The sequence below is a fragment of the Pseudomonas sp. MF6396 genome, assembly GCF_002018915.1.
Lineage (GTDB): Bacteria > Pseudomonadota > Gammaproteobacteria > Pseudomonadales > Pseudomonadaceae > Aquipseudomonas > Aquipseudomonas palmensis.
Genome location: NZ_MVOK01000043.1, coordinates 1 through 20871, shown reverse-complemented (window position 1 = coordinate 20871; position 20871 = coordinate 1). Strand labels below are relative to the sequence as shown.

Annotated in this window: 11 protein-coding genes; 2 read left to right on the top strand and 9 right to left on the bottom strand. The window is 68.3% G+C overall.

All coding sequences use genetic code 11. From position 1 onward, the window contains the following. Nucleotides 1-247: 247 nt before the first annotated feature. Entirely contained in the window at nucleotides 248-475 is a 228-nt protein-coding gene (locus MF6396_RS26665; protein WP_078481922.1) for a hypothetical protein, read from the top strand. A 200-nt stretch (nucleotides 476-675) separates the two neighbouring features. Continuing rightward, nucleotides 676-966, top strand: a complete 291-nt coding sequence (locus MF6396_RS26660) for a DUF3077 domain-containing protein (RefSeq protein ID WP_078481921.1) — start codon at nucleotides 676-678, stop codon at nucleotides 964-966. Here the strand turns inward: MF6396_RS26660 and MF6396_RS26655 are convergent. From MF6396_RS26655 to MF6396_RS26615, 9 genes are all read right to left on the bottom strand, one after another. Then, nucleotides 963-1760 carry a thioesterase II family protein gene (locus MF6396_RS26655; RefSeq protein WP_078481920.1) on the bottom strand — a complete coding sequence of 266 codons (798 nt, stop codon included), beginning with the start codon at nucleotides 1758-1760 and terminating at the stop codon, nucleotides 963-965. The two genes, MF6396_RS26660 and MF6396_RS26655, sit on opposite strands and share 4 nt — an antisense overlap. Beyond that, on the bottom strand, nucleotides 1747-3477 hold the full coding sequence (locus MF6396_RS26650; RefSeq protein ID WP_078481919.1) for a fatty acyl-AMP ligase: 1731 nt from the start codon (nucleotides 3475-3477) through the stop codon (nucleotides 1747-1749). Before MF6396_RS26650 ends, MF6396_RS26655 begins: the two co-directional genes overlap by 14 nt. Beyond that, complete coding sequence (locus MF6396_RS26645; protein WP_043860793.1) at nucleotides 3470-3733, bottom strand: acyl carrier protein; 264 nt, start codon at nucleotides 3731-3733, stop codon at nucleotides 3470-3472. The genes MF6396_RS26650 and MF6396_RS26645 overlap by 8 nt, the downstream gene beginning before the upstream one ends. Beyond that, nucleotides 3730-5547 carry an ACP S-malonyltransferase gene (gene fabD, locus MF6396_RS26640; RefSeq protein WP_078481917.1) on the bottom strand — a complete coding sequence of 606 codons (1818 nt, stop codon included), beginning with the start codon at nucleotides 5545-5547 and terminating at the stop codon, nucleotides 3730-3732. Before fabD ends, MF6396_RS26645 begins: the two co-directional genes overlap by 4 nt. Next, a complete protein-coding gene (locus tag MF6396_RS26635; protein WP_078481916.1) occupies nucleotides 5544-8204 on the bottom strand; it encodes a beta-ketoacyl synthase N-terminal-like domain-containing protein in 2661 nt (886 codons plus the stop codon). Before MF6396_RS26635 ends, fabD begins: the two co-directional genes overlap by 4 nt. Further along, nucleotides 8192-9682 (bottom strand): flavin-containing monooxygenase, encoded by a 1491-nt coding sequence (locus MF6396_RS26630; protein ID WP_078481915.1) that lies wholly within the window; start codon nucleotides 9680-9682, stop codon nucleotides 8192-8194. The genes MF6396_RS26635 and MF6396_RS26630 overlap by 13 nt, the downstream gene beginning before the upstream one ends. Beyond that, the gene (locus MF6396_RS26625) at nucleotides 9679-13215 is read right to left on the bottom strand and encodes an alpha/beta fold hydrolase (protein ID WP_078481914.1); all 3537 of its coding nucleotides are present in this window, start codon (nucleotides 13213-13215) and stop codon (nucleotides 9679-9681) included. Before MF6396_RS26625 ends, MF6396_RS26630 begins: the two co-directional genes overlap by 4 nt. 28 nt (nucleotides 13216-13243) lie before the next feature. Further along, nucleotides 13244-14560, bottom strand: a complete 1317-nt coding sequence (locus tag MF6396_RS26620) for a flavin-containing monooxygenase (RefSeq protein ID WP_078481913.1) — start codon at nucleotides 14558-14560, stop codon at nucleotides 13244-13246. A gap of 34 nt (nucleotides 14561-14594) precedes the next feature. After that, a partial coding sequence (locus MF6396_RS26615; protein ID WP_078481912.1) for an SDR family NAD(P)-dependent oxidoreductase occupies nucleotides 14595-20871 on the bottom strand: 6277 nt, incomplete at its 5' end.

Below are 20871 nucleotides of genomic sequence, written 5' to 3'. Positions count from 1 at the left end.
CCGCACGCCAGCCATTGCGCCGGCCCAGTCAGCGCTCTAGTCTCCTCCGCGTCGTTGCTCATCAACGACCGGCTTTGACAGGCCGTCCCTGACTCTTGGCGCACGTGCACCCTTTATGGCGGCTGTACGTGGGGCACACTCGTGTGCGCCGAGTTCTAGAGTCCTCGGTCTGTCAACCCGCGTACCGCTGCCACCTTCTTGTTTGACAGCAGGTCTGTAGCAGCCTCATCGACTCTAGAGGTTCATCATGCTCAAGATCGTCCCAGACCCACCCCACCACACCCCCCAAACCCTCGAAGATATCCTCATTCAACTCTCCGAATACCTGCTCTGCGCACAGACCGTGTCGCAGCACGCGGTGCTACTTCATTCCCAAGCCCCCCAGCAGATGCTCAGCCTGGCGGCCGTGCATGAGATAGAGCACGCGCGGGGGTTGGTGGAGGTGGCGTTGAGTCGGGTTCAGGCTGTTCACTGATGGGGTAGTAGGGGGCTTGGGTGCTATGCGACCGCGTAGCGGTCGTTCGCGGGTCAAGCCCGCTCCTACAGGGTTTTGTGGTGTGCATTCGGCTACGGCGGTGTCTGCATTCGCTGGCAAGGCCAGCTCCTACAGGGTTATGCGGCGCCTGTAGAGCCCCCACACCTCCTGAAATTGGCAACGCTGCAGGAGCATTTTGGATGGACAAGGATTCGATTGCACCCGCCACAAACGCGATCAAAACCATCGGCGTCGGCACCTTCGGCGAAGGCGAAGCAGCCTCCAACGCCGACCGGCTGTTCCGCGTGCAACCCGGTCACAATGCGCAGTTCGCGCTGGAGCAAGCCGCCGCGCTGATGAGCTGCGTGTACAAGCTCACCCTGCAAGCCGGCACCCAGCAGGACGCCTCGCTGATCTGGGCCGCGCACTGCCTCAGCGGCATGTCAAAAGCCCTGGTCGAGGACGTGGCTCACGCCATGCTCACCGACTAGTCACCTCCGCATAGCAGCGGGCGAGGGCGCCGATGCTGCCCCTCGGTCGCTGCAAGGCCGTCACCGATCACCCGCACCCGCGCCATCACCACCTGCGGCTGCTGCATCACCGCAAAGTGCCCGCCCTCGATCATGCGCAGGCTGAAGCCACCCTCGGTCACGCGCTGCCAACAACCCAGCGATTCAAAGCGCACCTGCTCGTCACCCATACCGCCAAACGCATCCACCGGGATGTCCAGGCCGCGCACATGCGTGTGGCGATACCCCAGAATCAACTCCAGGTCGGCCTGCAGTATCGGCACCGCCAGGTCCATCATCGCCTGGTTCGCCAGCACCTCCCGTGGCGTGCCGGCAAGGTTCGCCAGGTAATCGCGCAAGGCCTGGTCATTGAGTGCTGGCAGGCCAGCGCACACGGGCAGCCAGTCCGGGCTCTGGCGAGAAGACACCAGCAGGTGCACGGGCTTGCGCACCCCCTGCGCCAGCAACACCCGCGCAGTCTCGTAGGCGAGCAGGGCGCCCAGGCTGTGCCCGAACAGCACCAGCGGCTTGTCGGGCAACGCCTGGCACTGCTCGGCAAACGCCGCGGCCACCTCCGTTACCGAGCGGGCGAACGGCTCGCGCAAGCGCCGGCTGCGCCCCGGCAGCTCCACGGCGTACAACTCGCATACCCCAGCCGCCGCCTGCTTCCACGCAAAGAAGCTCTGCGCGCTGCCGCCTGCGCAGTGAAAGCAGACCAGGCTGACCGGCGCTTCGGCGTCTGCCAGCCACTGCACCAGCGGCTCAGCGGGTTTCATCGAACAGGTCCAGCTCGCTCGTCAGGTACAACTGGCGCATCTTCGCGCGCTGGATCTTGCCGCTGGTGGTCTTGTGCATGCTGGTGGGCTGCACGAACACGATGCGGTTGAGGGTGATGCCGTGCTGGTCCACCACTGCGCTGCGTACCACCGCCTTGAGCTGACGCGGGTTGTCCTGCAGCCAGCGCTTGATCTCGCGGTTCAGTTCGATGGCCGCCACCAGGGTCTGGCGCTGCTGCTCGTTGTCGTGGCTGAACACCGCGCAACTCTGCGGGCGCACCTCGTCCAGGGCTTCGATCACGGTGTACTCGATGTCTTCGGGGTGCAGGTTGCGGCCCTCGCAGATGATCAGGTCCTTGAGCCGGCCACACACGTACAGCTGGCGGTCGTCGGGGCCGACAAAACCCAGGTCGCCGGTGCGCAGGTAATCCAGGGGGCTGCCATCGTCGATCCGCGCTTTGAAACCCGCTTCGGTCGCCGCCGGGTTCTGCCAATAGCCCTGTGCAATGCTCGGCCCGCGTAGCCAGATTTCGCCGATGCGCCCAGGCGTGCAGCGTTGTCGGCTGGCCGGGTCGACGATTGCGATTTCCACCTCCCACGAAGGCTCGCCACACCCCACCAGCTCCTGCGATGCCCCCGCATCCACGGGCACCACCACCGAGCATACCGGCCGCCCCTGCGGCCCACCGCTCACGAACAGCGTTGCCTCCGCCAGCCCATAGCACGGCACAAACGCGCTGGCCCTGAAGCCATGCTCCGCATACTGCTGCGCAAAGCGCGCAAGGCTTGCCGGGCGAACCACATCGGCGCCGTTGAGGGCGTGGGTCCAGTGGGACAGGTCCAGGCCCTGCAGGCGTTCGGCGTCGTAACGCTCCACCGCCAGGTTGTAGGCAAAGTTCGGCCCCCCGGCCAACCGCGCCTTGTACCGCGCAATGGCCTGCAACCAGATCAGCGGCTGACGCACGAAGGTCGCCGGCGCCATGATCACCGTGTGGTTGCCCAACACGATGGGCAGCAGCTGCCCGAGTATCAGGCCCATGTCATGGTGGTGCGGCTGCCAGGTGACGAAGTCGCTGGTGTGGTCCAACGCCCAGCTGTCGCGCATCATGCGCAGGTTGGCGGTGATGTTGGCGTGGCTCACCCTCACGCCCTTGGGCGCCGAGGTGGAGCCGGAGGTGTACTGCAAGAAGGCGACGCGCTGTGGGTCACGCTCCGCAGGCCGGGCGAACGCCAGCGGTGCGTCGCAATCGTCAGTAGGGCTCAGCATCGCCAGCGCCGCCGCCGGGGTGCCGGCAAATGCCTGCTGCAGCATTGTCTGTTCGCTTGCGGCCACCAGCAGCAGGCGGCTGCCGCTGTCATGCAGAATGCTCAGGCAACGCTCCACCCGGCGCCGGTTCGGCAGGTTGACGGGGACGGCGATGCGGTCGGCGATCAGGCAGGCCAGAAAGCTTGCGATAAAGTCCAGGCCCTGCGGGAAGAACAGCGCCACGCGATCACCCGGCTCACTCACGGCCTGCAACTGGCGGGCGATGGCGTTGGCCCGCCCCAGCAACTGCTGGTAGCTGACCTGCTGCTGTTCTTCCCCCTGGTCGTCGAGCAGGGTGAACAGCACCTTGTGCGGGTGCACCCAGGCGCGCAGCGCCAGGCTATCGTGCACCGCCAGCAGGCCGGTGGCACTGGCCAGTTCCTGTGGGCTCAGGCAGCTCTTGTCAAACATGCGCGGCCTCCCCACGGGCGGCAATCGCCGCGATGGCGAGGGCCAATTCGGCGATGGTCGGGTGCTCGAACACCAGGGTCGGCGACAGGCGCAAGCCAAACTGCTGCTCCAGGCTGCCGATCAGTTTCATGCCCGCCAGCGAGCCCAGCCCGAACGCACCCAGGGGCGTATCCAGGTCGATGTCCTCGGGCGGCAGGTCCATTTCACAGCAGATGAATTCGCTGATGCGCGTTTGCAGCGTCTCGACCAGGGTCATGGCGTTGTCCTTGAAGGGCAGAGGGGAGGGCAGAGCAGGTTGAGCAATTGCTCCGTGGGCATGGGAATGGGCAGCTCGGGCCGGCAGCGCCGGCGCCAGCGATTGAACAGCCACAGCGAGGCATCGCCCGGCTGTTGCCATTGGTTGAGGCCGGCGAGCATGTGGGCCTGCAGTGCGCGGCGTGCGCAGGTGGCTTGGGTCGCGGGGTTGGCAGCGTCGCCAAGGCGGTCGCGCAGCGCGGCCTGGTCGCCGCCGCTGTCGCTGAGGTAGAAGGCCTGCAACGCCTCGGCCTGTTCGTTGCGCAACCTGTCGAGCACATAGCCGGGCGTGCGGCTGGCGAACTCGGGGTAGCGCCAGTCCGTCAACGGGCGATGCTCGGCCTGTGTCATGCCGGCAAGCTGCTGCTGACGCTCGACGGGCAGGCCGGCCTCGCTGCCCAGCAGAAACACGCTGCCGCACACCACGAAATCCACCCCCATATCGAACATCGCCTGGGCGCTGGCAGGGCTGCCGATCAGGCCGCTGGCGCCGATCTTCGGCCCGCAAGGCTTACGCCGGGCCAGCGCTGCCAGCAGCAGGGGCAGGTGTGTATCGGCAGCAATCACCAGCGCATCGGCGTCAGCCTCCAGCTCATCGACGCACTCGACCCGCACCTGCCAACGCACCCCAGGGCAGCGCTCACGCAGGGGCTGCCAGTGGGCCGGCACCTCGATGCAGGCCAGTGTCTGGTCCGCCAGCCAATCAATCAGTGCCGGATCAGCGCGGCCATGCAGGCGGATACCGAAACGGCCGCCCACCTGCGGCTCGGCATTCAGGCGCAACACACGGGCCTTCAACTGTTTCTTGTCCAGGCCGTGACTGTCAATCAGCCCCATGGCCCCGTGGCGCGCCAGTTCGCTCAGCAGTGCGGGAACGTCAGGCGCAATCACCAGCACAGGGCGCGCAGGGGCATTCGACCGCTCAACGGCAGGCTGCTCACGAATAGCCTTGAGCATCCCACCCAGAATCGCAGGCTGGCCGATCTCGATAAAATCCTCGACGCCCTCGGCCAGCATCCGCTCGATCACCTGCTGCCATTGCACCGGGTGCGTCAGGTGTGTGGACAGTGCCTCCACCAGCCCGTCGCGGGTATGCGGGCGCGCGTGCACGTTGGCGATCACCGGGAATGCCGGTTCGCGAAACGCTCCGCTCATGCGATGCAGAAAGTCCCGAAACGGTTGCTCCACAGCGGCCATGTGCGCGGTATGAAAGGGCCCGCTCACCTTCAGCGCAATGGCCCGAATCCCCTGCGCTGTGCAGTGCTCCAGCAACTGTTCAAGGGCTGCCAGCGTGCCCCCTACGATGATCTGTGTGGGGCTGTTGATATTGGCGATGGCCAGGCCTGCATCCGGCCGTTCGTCCAGCAGTGCCTGCACCCGCTGCCGATCCTGGCCCAGCACCGCCACCAGCCCGCCGCCCTGCACCTGGGCCATCAACCGCGCCCGCTCGATGACGATGCGCAGGCCCAGGCTGAAGTCCAGCGCGCCGGCAGCGGTCAGCGCCGCGTACTCACCCACGCTGTGCCCGGCCGCAACGCTGGCAACGACGCCATCCTCACGTGCCGCCAGGTAGCCAAGCCACGACACCACATAGATGGCCGGCTGGGTGAAGGTGGTGAGGTTCAACTGCTGCTCGGGGTCTTCCAGGCACAGACGCTCGATCGAGTAACCCAGCACCGCATCGGCTTCGGCCACCAGCGCCGGAAAACGCGCGAACAACGCCGCGCCCATGCCCTTGCGCTGGCTGCCCTGGCCCTGAAACAGCCACGCCTTCATGCGCTCACCTGCTGGCGCACAAGGTCGAAGACGCGCATCTGCATGCCCTCCAGGCGCAATGCGCAGCGGCCATCGGCCGTGCACAGGGCCACATCGAAGGTCATGCCCTGGCGCTCGACACTCAGCTGCCGCGCGTCTCGCAACGCCTGGGGATCAAGCGTCAGCGTGCGAATGCGATAGGGCAGGCTGGTGCCCGCCGCCGTGCTCAGGTGGGTCAACAGCGCAGCCCACAGCCGGTAGCCGTCCAGGCCCTGAGGCAGTGTCGCCTGCACACACTCTGCCGTGACGGGCAACGCCTGCAATACCGGCGCGGCAGCAACCGCAGCCGCGGTCTCGACCTGCAGCAGCACCTGCCTGTTCACACTCACCTGCCAATGCCGTGGGGCGCGGGTAAAGTGCAGCGTGTCGCTTGCCGCAAGGGCAACCGGCGGGCCAAAACACACATCGTTCCAGTGCAGCACGCTGCTTGGCTGGGCCACATGGTCCACCAGGGCGGCCAGCGCCATGCATGAACCCGGCAGCGCCGCGCCAGGCGCCCAGCAGTCGAGCCACGCCTGTGCCGGCGTGGCCGGCGCAGGTGCTGCGACGGCTGCGCTGTACCACACCCGCTCCAGCCGCCAAGGGTAGGCCGGCAAGGGATACTTGTGTGGCCGCGGTTCGTCGCCATACAGCGTGGCCCAGCCCGGGCTCGGCACTTTGCCGGCCACCCAATGTGCGGCCCAGTGCTCGAGCAGTGCACGGTCGGCCCGGCCACTGCCAGCCTCCGGCGCCGGTTTGGCGGTCAGCCCATCAGCGCTGTGCCACCGGGTATCCGAGGGGCAATCAGACGACCCCAGATACGCCCGCAGCTGTTCGAACAACGCCTCGCGACTATCGACCACCACCGCCAGCCGCCGCACCATCGCATCGCGCCCCTCCTGCAGGCTGCGGGCGATGGCCGCAAGGCTGGCCGACAGGCCGCCCGGCAACGCATTCAAGCTCTCCAGCCGTGCCGCCTCTGCAGGCTGCACCGCCGCTTCGCCCACCAGCCGCTCCACCACCTCTTCAAGGCTTACCGCACCGCGCCATGCATCGATGGGTACGTCCAGTTGCAGAGCGTCCAGCGCCTGCTCCAGGCAACCTACAAAATCCTCGGCGTCCATCTTCAGTTCGGCAAGCCGTGTGGCCACACCGTTGCCTGGCATCAGCCCCAGCAGGTCGCGCAGACGTTCGTCCAGCGCCTGGCGCAGCGCGCCGCCGGCATCGGGCAAGGGCTCGCCAAAGGCCGCCAGCAACTGCCGCGCACGGGCGCGCAGGCCGTCTTCATCCTTGGCCGACAGCAGCACCAGATACGGCTGGCCGTCGGGCACGCCAGGGCTGTCGCTCCCCCTGTCGGCAGCCTTGAGCACCACATGCGCATTCACCCCACCAAACCCGAACGCACTCACCCCGGCCAGCAGCGGTGCATCCTGTTCGCCCATGGAATGCGTGGCATCGGGCAGATAGAACGGGCTGCCCGCCAGCTCGATCTGCGGGTTGAGCGCGTCATGGTGCAGGTTGCCCACCACCTGGCGATGCTGCAGGCACAGCAGGCTCTTGATCACCGAGGCAATGCCGGCCGCGGCCTCCAGGTGGCCGATCTGGCTCTTGAGCGCGCCCAGGGCGATGGGCGTGCCGGCCTCGGTCGTGGGCAGGGCGTTCTTCAGCGCATTGATTTCAATCGGGTCACCCAGCGGCGTGCCGGTGCCGTGGGTCTCGATCATCCGCGCCTGGCTGGGGCAATGGCCGCTCTGCTGCCAGGCCCGGGTGATCACCTCGGTCTGCGCCTTGGGGTTGGGCGCGGTAAAACTGTGGGCACGGCCGCCGTGGTTCTGCGCGCTGGCGCACACCTGGCCGTAGATGAAGTCGCCATTGGCCTGGGCTGCCGCCAGCGGCGCAAGCACCAGCGCGGCCACCCCTTCGCCGCGCACATAGCCGTCGGCACTGGCGGCGAAGGTCTGGCAATGTCCGGCATGGCTGAGCATGCCGGCCTTGCCGAAGGCGATGAACAGCTCCGGCCCCAGCAGCAGGTTGACCCCGCCCACGATCGCCAGCTCGCATTCACCGTCCTGCAGTGCCTGCCGGGCACGGTGCAGTGCCACCAGCGAGCTGGAGCAGGCGGTGTCGATGGCCTCGCTGGGGCCGTGCAGGTCCAGGCAGTACGACACCCGGTTGGCGATGGCTGTCAGCGCCATGCCGGTGCCGCGCCAGGCATCACTGGGCACGCCGTCGCGGCGCATCAGCGTGGGGTAGTCGGCATGGCCCACGCCCACGAACACCCCCACCCGCCGTTTGGCCAGCTGGCCCGGCGCGTAGCCGGCATCTTCCAGCGCCGCCCAGGCCGCCTGCAAGAACAGCCGTTGCTGCGGGTCCATGCCTTGCGCTTCGCGGGGCAGAATGCCGAAGAAGCGCCCGTCGAAGCGGTCGACCCAGGGCATGAAGCCGCCGCGCTGGCAGTAGGTGGTCTCTTCCCCGGGGTTCAGCGTGCTGTCGTGGTCGCGCCAGTTCCAGCGCTCGGCCGGCACCTGGCCGACCGCATCGCGGCCTTCGCGCAACAGCTGCCAGAACGCGCGCAGGTCTGGCGCCCCCGGCAGGCGAGCGCTCAGGCCGACCACGGCGACCGGCGTCACGACGGGCATGAGACCGGCTCCCGCTCTTGGACGTGGTGTGCAGCGCTGCTGGCGTCATAGGTGTGGGCGATGCTCAGCAACGGGCTCTGGCGATTGCCGGCCTGGGCCCGCTCGCGACCCTGGCGCAGCTCCTTGGCCAGGTAGTGCAGGTAGGTGGGGCCGTGCATCTCGTAGTTGTTGCGTGGGGTGGCCAGGAACTCGCGCTCGATCACCTTGCGCTCGGCGGCAATATGCGCGCGCTCGGCCTCGGCACCGGGGCGCTGGTACGCACCGGCAAAGTAGTCGGCGGCCACCTCGGCCTGGCGCTCCATCATGTCCAGAAAGCCCCAGGTCACGGCCTGGAACACGCCGATGAAGGCAAGGTTCGGCACCTCGGGCAAGAAGATCCGCTGGTACAGCGGAATGCGGTTTTCCTCGATCTGCAACAGGCTCTGGGGCAAGAACGGGAAGTCGGTGTGATAGCCCGTGGCGTAGATCACCGCGTCCACTTCCAGGCTGCTGCCATCCACGAAGTGCACGGTGTTGCCGTCGATGCGCTGCACCTGCGGCACCACCTTGAGCTTGCCGTCGCCCACGCGGTTGGCGAAGTTCTCCGACAGCGTCGGCAGGCTCGACATCATCAGGTGGTCGGGCTTGGGCATGCCCAGTTGCTTGCGCTTGGCGATCAGCAGCTTGTACAGGCCGGTGAACATCAGCCCGGTCAGCGGGTAGGGCAGAAGCTTCTTCACCCACCAGTCGTTGAGTGGGCCCATCACCTTGTCCACGCGAATGCCGAACAGGTAGTGCGGCAGCACGTACACCCCACGGCGCAGCGACAGGTAGGTCATGCGTGCATCGTGGCTCACGTCCACGGCAATCTGCGCGCCGCTGTTGCCCACGCCCACCACCATCACGGTCTTGTCCTGGTAGGGGTGGCGATAGCGGTAGTGCTTGGAGTGGATGCTGTCGATCCGGGCAGTGGCTGCGTAGTCCGGCAGGTTGGGCGTGTTGTGGTGCCCGTTGGCGACCACCAGCGCGTCGTAGTGGCGTACTTCGCCCGAGCCCAGGGTCACCCGCCAGGTGCCGTCGGCCAGGCGCTCGGTGTGCTGCACCGGGCACTCCAGGTGAATGCTGTCGCGCAGCGCGAAGTGCTCGACGAAGCTGTCCAGGTACGCATGCACCTGGCGGTGCGAGGGGAAGTCCGGGTAATGCGACGGCATGGGGAAGTCGCTGAACTGGTACAGGCCCTTGGGCGTGTTCATGTTCATGCTGTGCCACACCGAAGTGTGCTCGCCCGTGTGGTCGAAGGCCCAGATACCGCCGATGCGGTCGCGCTTGTCGAAGCAGTCGAAGGCAATGTGCTTGCGCTTGAGCGCGCGGGCCATCGACAGGCCGCCGACCCCGGCGCCGACGATGCACACCCTGGGGCCTGGCCCGGTCAGCGGGCGAATGGCGGCCACACCCGGTGCGGCGTGGCTTGGCGAGTTGACGCGAGTGTGCTCAGTCACAGGTTGGGTCCTTTTTTTTTAGGGTGGGTGAGGCTCGACAGAAACTGCGCAGTGCGCGTATCGCCCAGGTGCCGGTTGTGTTCGGCGCAGTCCTGCAGCACGCCGTCCACGCCCCGGGCCAGGGCCCGGCGCAGGTTGGCGACCATCAGGTCGATGCTGTCGCGGTCGATGTTCAGCGGCGGCAGGTAGCGCAGGCAGTGGTTGTGGATCGGGCACACGGCTGCCGCCACCCCGCCTTCGGGGTCGCGCAGCAGGCTGCCCCACAGCAGGTAGCCGAAGCTGCGCTCGACAAACGCCGGGGTGCCGGCCAGCTCCAGCTCCACCGTCAGCAGCAGGCCCTCGGCGCGCACTGCGCGAATCAGCGGGAACGCCCGTTGCAGCTCCAGCAGGCGCTGGTGGAAGTACTCCCCCTGCGTTCGCGCATGGGCCAGCGCACCCTCGCGCTCCAGTGCCTGCAGGCAGTTCAGCGCCAGGTGCGCGCTCAGCTGGCTGATGCCGCGCCCCTGCAGGTCGGCCACGCGCTGCGGTTGTCGCTGGGCGCCAGCCTGGGTCACGGCCTTGCTGCACAGCACCACGCCCATCGGCAGCAGGCTGTCGCACAGTGCGCTGCCCAGTGCCACGATATCCGGCTGCGGCACCTGTGCCTGGCTGTGCAGAAAGCGCCCGGTCATCAGGTTGGTCTGGGTTTCGTCGATGCCCACCAGGTAGCCGCCAGCGTCGCGATGGCGCTCAATCATCGCGATCAGGTGGGGCGGCACCGGGCGCGAGGCATTGGCATCGACCTGGATCGTCTCGAACCACACCAGGGCGATTTCGCCGCTCAGCAGGTGGCCCTGCAACTGCGCCTCGGCGTCTTCGGCCAGCGGGTCGATGAACACGGTATGCGCGTGCAGTGGCTCGAACGGCGCGCGGAAGATATCGAAGCCCAGCGTGTGCGAGGCCGCGGCGCTGAGCATCGAGAACCCCAGCCCGCCGCTCAAGCACAGCAGTTTGTGACGCTCGCCCCTGGCCGCCAGCAGGCCGAGGGTCAGCGCGGCCTCCACGGCGGTGACGTTGCTGGAGGCCGGCAGCGCCATCGGCAGGCCGGTGTTGTGCTGCAGCAGGCCTTGCAGCTCGCCCCAGTAGTCGCGCCGGGTGTCGTGCTGGCGTGCGACCTGCTCGATCACATCCAGCGGGTTGAGGCCGCGCGGGCAGGTGCCCACGTTGACGAAGCAGTCGATGATTTCCCGCGAGGGTTCGCCATCGTGCATCAGCCGTGAGCGCACCCCGCGAGCCTCGTGGAAGCGCCCATCGAAGCCGTGCATGCGGGCGATCTTCGCGTAACCGCGGTTGCCGTAGCACAGGTGCGCCTGGTAGGTCGCTTCGCTGCTGCTGGCGATACGGCGCAGTTCGCGTTGTTCATCCACGCTCAGCCCGGCGGCGAACTGCGCCATCAGGTGTTCGAAGGCCAGCTTGAACGGCAGGCCGAAGTTGCTCATCACATGGCGCACATAGCTTTCGTTGGGCGTCATCAGCCACGGGTTCTTCACCCGTTCATGTACCAGGCAGGCGCCCAGCGGCGCCTGGAACCCGCTCAGGCCCTCGCCCAGCACGATCAGGTCGGGGCTTTCGCACAACGCCAGCAACGGCCAGTGCCCGGCCCGCCGGGCAGGCCCCACCACCAGGCTGAGAATGCCGCTGCCGGCCAGCTCGCGCAGCCAGGCATCGCAGGCCTCGGCGTTGGCGTCGGCGGCCTGGATGCAGGCCACCGCCGCCAGTTGCTCGGGCCCATGCTGGCGCTGGTAGGCCAGCGCCTGGGCAAGGCTCGCCACCACCCGGATGCCGGGTACCAGCGCACTGGCATCGGCGCGCTGCAGCGGGTTGAAGTAGCGCGCCCAGTAGCCGCTGTCGTCGATCAGCAGCAGTTCGCCCTGGCCGTCGGGGGTGCGGTTGCGTGCATGGTGGCGGGCCAGGCGCAGGGCCGCATCCAGGGCTTCCTCCAGCGAAGTCATGAAGTAGCTGCGGTAATCGGCAGGCTCGCGCTTGCCGCGCTTGGCCAGGTGATTGAGCAGCAGGGCGGTCTGCGCGGCGGGCGCCGACAGGATCGCGCAGTGGCCCTGTTCGCCCTGGCGCACGTAGTCTTCCAGCGTCTGCAGGGTGTGCGCGGTGGCCGGCTGAAACACCGGGGGCACGGCGTGCCGGGCCGGGCCTTCGGGGGTTGGCAGGTTGTGCAGAAACTCCAGCAGCAACTGGTTGTAGCGTTGGTGATGGGTAAAGCCCAGCAGGTGCCCGGCGCCCTGTACCTCGATCAGTTCGGCATGCGGCACGGCGTTGGCGATCAGCGCCGAATAGGCCGGCGGCTGATAGGCATCGTCGCTGGCGCAGATGATCCTGCACGGGCAGTGCAGGTTGCCCAACTGCGGGCGCAGGTCGAAGTCGCCGATCACCTGCTGGTAGGCCGGCAGCGCTGCCATGTTCCAGCCGCGGTTGAGGGTCATGAAGCGCGGGCTTTTCTGCAGCTCGCCCATCAGTACCGGGAAGTTCGACGCGCCTTCGCTGAACGGCGAACTGACGCTGATGCACAGCCCTGCGCAGCGGTGCGGGTGGGCCAGGGCAAAGGCCTGGGCCAGCACGCCGCCGAACGAATAGCCGATCACCGGCAGCGGCTGGTCGATACCCAGCTGATCCAGCAGCACCACGATATCGGCCACCAGGTGCGCAATGTCGAACGCAGGCGGCAGCTCGGCCTCGCCGCAGCCGGGCAGGTGCAGCATGATCAACCGGTGCCCGCGCCCCAGCGCCTGCAGTTGCAGGCGCCACATCACGTCGTACTGCATCACCAGCCCGCCCAGCATCAGCACCGGCGTGCCGCTGCCATAGGTCGCGCATTCCAGGCGCGGCGCGCCGGGTCGGTGGATCTGCACCCGCGTGGCCTGCTGGCACAGGCTGAGCTGTTCGTCGAGCAGGGCCTGGCTGGGCTCGTGCTCGTTGCTCGCTCGCGTGCCCTGGACCACCGCCGGGGCAGCGGGGGCGAGGTGCTCATAGCGTTGCCACAGCGCTTCGATGCTCAAGGGGCCTTGTGTAGCGGGTGTGGCCACTGCGCCGGCAGCCACGGGCGCAACCACCTGCGCCATCGGTGGCGCCGCAGCCACAACCGGTGCGGGGGCGGGCAAGGGCGAACTGTCGCCGTAATGCTCCAGCAACTGCCCGTGATGGTTGGCCAGCAGGTAGCCGCAGAAACTCTGCAGGTTCTGGAACTCGAAGAACACCGTCGGTGGCACGCTGATGCCGAAGCGCTGGGTGAACAGCGTGCCGATTTCGGTGGAGGCGATGGAGTCCAGGCCGTAGTCCATCAATGCACGCGTGGGCGAAAAGTCCGCCGGGTCGATCTTCAGCACGCCCAGCAGCAGATCGCGCAGGTCCTCCAGCAGGCGCTGCTCCAGCGGCGGCGCGGCGCCGGCATCCAGGCTGTCGAGCAGCAGCAGCGCCTGGCGCGCACTCAGCGCGCCGGCGTCCGGGTCGCCCGTCAGGGGCAGGTGGGTCGGTTGGTTCATGGTCGGTTCCCCGGCGTGTCGTCGATGGTCAGGCGCTACGCGCCAAGGGTGGCGAGGGCTGCAGCCGCGCGGTCAGAAAGTTCACGGCCCGGATGAACTTCCACAGGTCCACTTCGTGGGCGTGGCGCTGGGTCTGCATGAAGCGCTGCTGGCCCAGGTCGAGCAGCTGCGGCTGACGCTTGATCTGCTGCACGGTGTGCCAGGCCGGGCTGCGCAAGGCACGGGCCTGCAGGTAGGCTGCCACGAAGCGCCCGGTCATGTTGGCCAGGTTGCCGATGCCCGACGGCGTGTTGAGGTAGCCGACGAACACCAGGTCGTCGTGCTCGGCCGGCAGCATGCGCAAAAACAGCGAGTCGAAATCGCGCTGCCAGTCGAAGGTCTGCAGCGGCAGAAACGGCAGGTCGATGCCGTACCCGGTGGCCCATACGATCAGGTCGATGGTGGCTACGCTGGCGTCGCAAAAGTGCACCTGCTGGCCGTCGAAATGGCTGATGTCGGGCTTGGCCTGCACATCGCCATGGCCGATGTAGTAGAGAATCTGCGAGTTGAGAATGGGGTGGCATTCGCGAATGCCGTGGTCCGGTGCGGGCAGGCCATAGTCGCGCCCGTCGTAGCCGGCGAACTTGAAGCTGCGCTCCACGTGCGCCCAGTATTCGTCCTCGTCGGCAAATTTCGGCGCCTGGTCCATCAGCCATTCCTGGGTCGGCTGGCCATCGATGAACTTGGGCATGTAGTGGTAGCCGCGCCGGGTCGAGTGCAGCGCCAGGCTGGCGGTTTGCGCGGCGTCCACGGCAATGTCGCAACCGGAGTTGCCGCCACCCACCACCAGCACGCGCTTGCCGCGAAACTGTGCCGAGCTGCGGTACGCGCCGGCATGCAGGGCCTGCCCGCTGAAGGTGCCGGGGTACTGCGGCACCTTGGGCGTGCCGAGCAGGCCGTTGCATACCACCACCGCCTCGTAGCGGGCCTGGCGCCCGTCGTCGAAGCTCAGCAGCCAGCCCTCGGCGGTCTTGTGCATGTGGGTGACGCGGGTGTTGAAGCGGGTGTGCTGCTGCAGCTGGCAATGCTCGGCCAGTTGCGTCAGGTAGTCGAACACCTGGGTGTGCCGCGGGTAGTCCGGGTAGTGCTCGGGCATCGGGAAGTCGGCGAACTGGGTGTTGCGCTTGGAGCTGATCAGGTGCACCGCTTCATACATTTTCGAGGCCGGGCCGTCGGGCTGCCAGTTGCCGCCGAAACGCGCGGTGGCCTCGATGATCTCGAAGGCCAGGCCCACTTCGCCGAGGGCCTTTGCCACGCCCAGGCCACTGGCCCCGGCGCCGATGATGGCGATAGTTGGCTGCTGCATTGCATCACTCCCTTGAAGGTGGAAACAGGCGAATTCAGAGCATCGAGCGCAGCAGGTCGCGGGCCTGTTGCTGGCTGATTTCCCGGCGGGCCAGGCGGTCGAGAATGTCTTGTGGCGTCACCGCGGGCGCAGCGTGCGGTGGCGCCGGCAGCGGTGGGCTGCTCACTGTGGGCGGCGTACTGATCCAGTAGCGACGACGCAAGAATTCATAGCCGGGCAGCGGCACCTTTCGCCACGCCTGGGTCGCCGCTGGCGGCGTCGCGGGCAGGTGCGCATCGAGCCAGGTGCGGGCCAGGGCCGCACACTCGGGCGCAGGGGCCGGGCCACTGAGCAGCACCCGTGCGTCGTCGCCCGGCGGGCTCATCAACCATTCGCTCAACTGCCGGCGCAGCGCGTCGAAGTCGTCGGCCACCACGGCCAACCGTGCTTGCTCGAACGCCTGGCGCCCGTGCAGCAGGGTGCTGGCGACATCCCGCGTGGTGAAGCAGCGCAGGCCCAGGTAGTGCTCGGGGTGCTGCGGTGCCAGGGCGTGTTCATGCTCCAGGCAGTCGACAAAGCGCTGCAGGTAGCTGCGCAGTTGCCCGGCGCTGTGCGCGCTGAATACAAAGGCCTGGGGGCCGGTGGGTGCGGGTGGCGCTTGCAGCGGGGCGTCCTCGATCAGCACATGGGCATTGGCACCGCCGGCCCCGAACGAACTGATGGCGGCCACCCGGGGCAGGCCATCTGCAGGGTCCGGCCAGTCGGCCAGGCGCTGCTGCACCACGAAGGGCGTGTTGCTGAAATCGATGTTCGGGTTCACCGGCTGGGCATGGATGGACGGCGCCAGTTGCCGGTGCTTGAACTGCAGCAGCACCTTGGTCAACGCGGCCATGCCGGCGGCCGATTCCAGGTGGCCGATATTGGCCTTGATCGAGCCGATGGGGCAGCGCCACTCGCTGGGTACCTGGGCGGCCAGGGCCTTGCCCAGGCCACGGATCTCGATCGGGTCGCCCAGGCTGGTGCCGGTGCCGTGGGCCTCGATATAGCCCAGCCTGGCGGCGGGCAGGCCCGAGCGCTGCAGGGCGCGGCCGATCACCTGGGCCTGCGATTCGGCGTTGGGCACGGTATAGCCCGAGGTGCGCCCGCCATGGTTGAGCTCGCTGCCACGGATCACCCCGTACACGTGGTCGCCGTCGCGCAGGGCCTGGGCCAGCGGCTTGAGCAGCACCACGCCCACGCCTTCACCCGGCACGTAGCCGTCGCCGCCGGCGCCGAAGCTGCGGCACTGGCCCTGGGTGGAGGCGAAGTTCAGCTCGCACAGCATGCGGTACTTGTACGGGTGCAGCGACAGGTTCACCCCGCCGGCCAGGGCCAGCTCGCAACTGCCGCTGCGAATCAGGTCGCAGGCCAGGTGCAGGCTGGTGAGCGACGACGAACACATGCTGTCGACGGCGAACGAGGGGCCTTCAAGGTCCAGGCAGAACGACACGCGGTTGGCGATCGAGGCATACGAGGAGTTGGTCAGGGTCACCGGCCGCGCGGGCCAGCTCGACGCACCATAGAACTGGTACTCGCCGTACATCACCCCCGCGACCACCCCCACGCGGCGTCGCTCGACGCCCGGCTGGCGCGGCCCGCACAGGCTCTGCGGGGTATAGCCGGCGTCTTCCACGGCATGCCAGGCGGTTTGCAGAAACAGGCGCTCCTGCGGGTCCATGCGCTCGGCGTCGCGCGGCGAGATGCCGAAGAACAGCGGGTCGAAGCAGTCGAAATCATCCACCAGGCCGCCCCAGCGCGCATACAGCTGGTCGTCGCCGCCCGGTTGCTCCCAGCGCGAGGTCACTTCGCTGATCAGGTCATCGCCGGCCGCCAGGTGCTGCCACAGCGCCTGGGCATCGCGTGCGCCGGGGTAGCGCCCGGCCAGGCCGATGATCGCGATGTCCTGGCGTTGGGTGTCGGCAGTGCCCTGCGTGACCACCGACAGCGCGGGTGCTGGCGGCTCGACCACCACGGGGGGCGGTGCCAGCCGGGCGACTTCGGCCGGGTGCTCGTTGCCGAGCAGGGCGGCCAGCTCGCGCAGGCTGCGCACTTCGAACAGCACGGTCTTCGACAGGGTGGGGAAGTGCTGTTCAAGCCGGCCGTTGAGTTCCATCACCAGGATCGAGTCCAGGCCGAATACCTCCAGCGAGGTGTCGGGGTCGACCTTGTCCAGCGGTGTGGCCGTCACCTCGGCCAGTTGACGGGTGAGGTAGTCGAGCAGGCAGGGCGCGTCGCTGGCCGCCTGCGGCGCGACCTGCACGGGCGGGGCAGGCGGCGCCTCGATGCCGAACAACCGTGCAACCGCGTCGCGCTTGCCGCACACCGGGATCAACACCGCTTGCGCCAAGGCGAGGCAGCGCAGGAACGTGGCCACCCCCTGATCGCTCGGCAACAGGGCCAGGCCATGGCGAGCCAGCCATTGGCGCACCGGCGCCGGGGCCTGCATGCCGTTGTCGGTCTGCCACAGTGGCCAGGCAATCGACAGCGAGCGGCCCTGGCGCTGGCCGCTGGCACAGCGCTGCTGGCGGGCCTGCACGAAGCGGTCGAGCCAGGCGTTGGCCAGCGCGTAGGCGCTCTGCCCGACATTGCCGTACACCCCGGCCAGCGACGAGCACACCATGAACAGTTTCAGCGGGTCATCGGCGGTGGCTGCATCCAGATGGCGGGCGGCCAGGGTCTTGCCCTGGAGTACGCTGGCGCGCTCCTGGGCAGGTTGCCGCAGGAAGAACCCGTCCTGCAGAACCCCGGCGCAGTGAATCACCCCGTGGCAGGCGCCATAGCGCTGGCGAATGCTGGCCAGGGCGGCGTGCAACGAGTCGGCATCGGCGCAGTCGGCCTGCCAGTAGGCGGCATCGTCGGCGCCCAGGTGCGTGAGGCGCTGCAGCCATCGGGCAGCGTCTGCATCGAGGGCGCGACGGCCCAGCACGGCCAGGCGCAGGCCACCGAGGCTCGCCAGCGCTTCACCCAGTGCACGGCCGACGGCCCCCAGCCCGCCGCTGATCACCAGCACATCGCCGGCGCTCAGTTGCGCCGGCGCTGTGCCGGCACCCGGGGTGACAAAGCGCAGGCTTGCCACGTGGCGTTGCCCTTCGCACAGCGATACCCGGTTGACACCGGGCTGCTCAGCCGCAAGCAGTTCGTGCGCCAGCGCTTCACGCTCTGCGCTGCCGGGCTGGTGGCTGGTTTCGATCAGGCTGGCGCTCAGGCTGGGGATCTCCTGCACCACCGAGCGCAGCAGCCCTTCAAGGGCACTGACAGGGCCGGGGTGCAGCACGATCCGGGTATGCAACGCGGGGGTGCTCTGGCCCTGGCACAGGTGGCGCAGCAGGTCTGCGGTAGCCAGGGCGGCGTCCAGCCCTTCGCCCAGGCCGGCGTCCTGGCTGCCGGTGCTGCGCAGGTCGATCAGCAGGCGTGCGGGTACCTGCTGCTGGCTGGTCAGCAGGCGCAGCAACAGGTCGATGTGGCGTGCATCGCCCAGGTCGGCCTCGACGGTGCGTGGTGAGGTGTAGTGGAACTGCTGCGCGGGTACCAGTCGCCAGGCGGCGTCACGCAGTTGCGCGGGTAACTGGGCGAAGGCTTGCGGGTCGTCGCACAGCAGCAGTGTGGTGGGCATCGGCCCGGGCACGGCCGGGGCGGCGGGCTGGTGCTGCCAGTAGGGTTCGAGCAGATGCACGGCATGCTCGGGGTCGACGCGGTACTCGCGAAAGGCAAAGGCCTCGATGTCCATCAGCACCTGGCCGTCTGCATCGAACACCCGGAAGTCGTACAGGCGCATCTGGCTGCCCTGGGCAGCACGCGGGCGCACGTGCACGAAGCAGCGCTCGGTCAAGGGCCGGTAGCCGTGCAGGGCCTGGCAGGCGTAGGGCACGAAGGTGGTGTCGATCTGTGCATTGCCCTGGGCGGCGGTGACGAAGGCGCTTTGCAGCACCGCATCGAGCAACGCCGGGTCCAGCGTGCTCAGCGGTTCGCCCTGGCGCTGCTCGGGGCGCCAGTGCAGTTCGGTAAGCGCCTGTTGCTCGCCCAGCCACGCGCCGGCAATGCAGCGCAGGGTGGGGCCGTAGGCGATGCCCAGGCGCTCGAGGGTGGGGTACAGCGCGTCGAGGGCCAGCGGCCGGGTGCACTCGCTGCGCACCTGCGCCAGGCTTGGCAGGCTGTCGGCGGGCACCTGCACGGCGCGGCACTCGCCACGAAAGCTCGGGGTGGGGTCACTGGCCGGCAGCGGCTGGAACGCCAGGCGCACACCGTCGTGGGTGCGCTCGCTGCGGCATTCGATGCTGCGCTGCTGGCCGGGCTCGACGCGGATCGGGCTGGCCCAGGTCAGCTTGTGCAGGGTCAGCGGCAGGTCCAGGCCGTGGCGGCGCGCCTGGTTGCAGCACAAGTCGATGTAGGCGGCGGCGGGCAGCACCGGCTGGCCCTGCACCACATGGTCGCGCAGAAAGAACTGGCCGGCATCCAGGTGCAGCTGGGTGCTGGCGTGGGGCGCGGCCGACTCCACACGCGGCACCCAGTAGCGGTCCCTGGCAAAGGGGTAGAGCGGCGCGGCCAGTGGGCTGGGCGGCTGCGGCCAGAAGCGGCCCCAGCGGGCGAGCGTGCCGTCTACCCAGGCCGCTGCCAGTTCATCGGGGGCGCTGGCGCTCAGCTCGCGCGTTGGTGTGCCGGGCAGCAGCCGGCCCTGATAGCCCCCCGGCATCGATTGCACGAAGCGCTCCAGGCCAGCCTGCAACTGCGTCAAGTCGGCAGCTACCAGCGCGAAGCGATGGTCGAACGCCGGGCGGCAGCATTGCAGGGTGTAGGCGAGCTGGTTGGCCGATGCGTCGGGGTGGCGTTGCAACCAGGCCAGCAGGGCGGTGGCCTGTTCGCGCACTTGCGCTTGGCTGCGCGCCGACAGCGGGTACACCGCCGGGCCCGTGCTGGCGCTCGACGGTGTGGGTTCGGGGGCCTGTTCGACAATCACATGGGCATTGGCGCCGCCAGCGCCGAACGAGCTGATGCCGGCGCGGCGCGGGCCGTTGTCGCTGGTCCAATCGCGCGTGTCACGCACGATCTGCAGGTGGCTGTGCTCGAGCCCGGCGTCGGGGTTCAGCACCCTGGCATGCAGCGACGGCGCCAGGCGCCGGTGCTGCAACTGGAGCACCACCTTGCTCAGCCCGGCCATGCCGGCGGCCGCTTCCAGGTGGCCGAAATTGGCCTTGATCGAGCCGACATGGCAGGTCGCCGAGTGTTGCCCGCCCAGTGCCTGCCTGAGCCCTTGCAACTCGATGGGGTCGCCCAGGCGCGTGCCGGTGCCGTGGGCTTCGATGTAGCTGATGCTGGCGGCCGGTACCCTGGCATCGGCCAGCGCCCGCTCGATCAGCGCGGCCTGGGCACCGGCGCTGGGCACGGTGTAGCCGTTGGTGCGCCCGCTGTGGTTGATCGCACTGCCCTTGATCACTGCCAGTATCCGGTCGCCGTCGCGCCGGGCCACCTCGAGCGGCTTGAGCACCACGGCCGCAACCCCTTCACCGGGCACGAAGCCGTCCGCCTCGCTGCCGAACGCATGGCAACGTCCGGTGGGCGAGAGCATGTGCTGCTGGCACAACTGCACGTACTTGGCGGGGTGGGTGTAGAGGTTGACCGCACCTACCAGCGCTGCCCGGCACTCGCCCTTGCGCAGGCTGTCGATGGCGCTGTGCAATGCCGTGAGCGATGACGAGCAGGCGGTGTCGATGGCCAGGCTCGGCCCGCACAAGTCCAGGGCGAACGACACCCGGTTGGCCACCGACCACGGCAGGCCACTGGGGATCGCCGGTTGCCCGGCCTGCCACAGGGCAGGGCCGAGCAGGGGGTAGGTGTTGCTGGTGATCCCGACGAACACGCCGACATCCAGCGCACCCTGGGCGCCGCGCAGCAACTGGCCGCGCTCGCCCAGGTGGCCGCTGTCTTCCAGGGCATGCCAGGCGCATTCGAGAAACAGCCGCTCCTGCGGGTCGAGGCAGGCGGCTTCACGCGGGGCGATGGCGAAGAACTGCGCATCGAACCGATCGATATCGGGTAGAAAACCGCCCCATTTGGCATAGCTCAGGCCGCTGCTGCGGGCGTCGGTGCCCGCGGCGAAAAAACCGTCCAGCGGCCAGCGCTCGGCGGGTATCTCGCTCACCGAGTCGACACCCGCCAGCAGGTTGCGCCACAGCGCATCCAGGTCGTCGGCACCGGGGAAGCGGCCATGCAGGCCGACAATGGCGATATCGCCAGCGGGCTCCTCGTTGCACGGCGCCAGGGGGGCAATCGAGGGCCAGGCCTCGACGCCTGCGGCT

Bases quoted from the DNA above. Each gene is read 5' to 3' on its own strand.
- MF6396_RS26665 (WP_078481922.1), top strand. From the start codon at position 248: ATGCTCAAGATCGTCCCAGACCCACCCCACCACACCCCCCAAACCCTC.
- MF6396_RS26660 (WP_078481921.1), top strand. From the start codon at position 676: ATGGACAAGGATTCGATTGCACCCGCCACAAACGCGATCAAAACCATC.
- MF6396_RS26655 (WP_078481920.1), bottom strand. From the start codon at position 1,760: ATGAAACCCGCTGAGCCGCTGGTGCAGTGGCTGGCAGACGCCGAAGCG.
- MF6396_RS26650 (WP_078481919.1), bottom strand. From the start codon at position 3,477: ATGTTTGACAAGAGCTGCCTGAGCCCACAGGAACTGGCCAGTGCCACC.
- MF6396_RS26645 (WP_043860793.1), bottom strand. From the start codon at position 3,733: ATGACCCTGGTCGAGACGCTGCAAACGCGCATCAGCGAATTCATCTGC.
- fabD (WP_078481917.1), bottom strand. From the start codon at position 5,547: ATGAAGGCGTGGCTGTTTCAGGGCCAGGGCAGCCAGCGCAAGGGCATG.
- MF6396_RS26635 (WP_078481916.1), bottom strand. From the start codon at position 8,204: ATGCCCGTCGTGACGCCGGTCGCCGTGGTCGGCCTGAGCGCTCGCCTG.
- MF6396_RS26625 (WP_078481914.1), bottom strand. From the start codon at position 13,215: ATGAACCAACCGACCCACCTGCCCCTGACGGGCGACCCGGACGCCGGC.
- MF6396_RS26620 (WP_078481913.1), bottom strand. From the start codon at position 14,560: ATGCAGCAGCCAACTATCGCCATCATCGGCGCCGGGGCCAGTGGCCTG.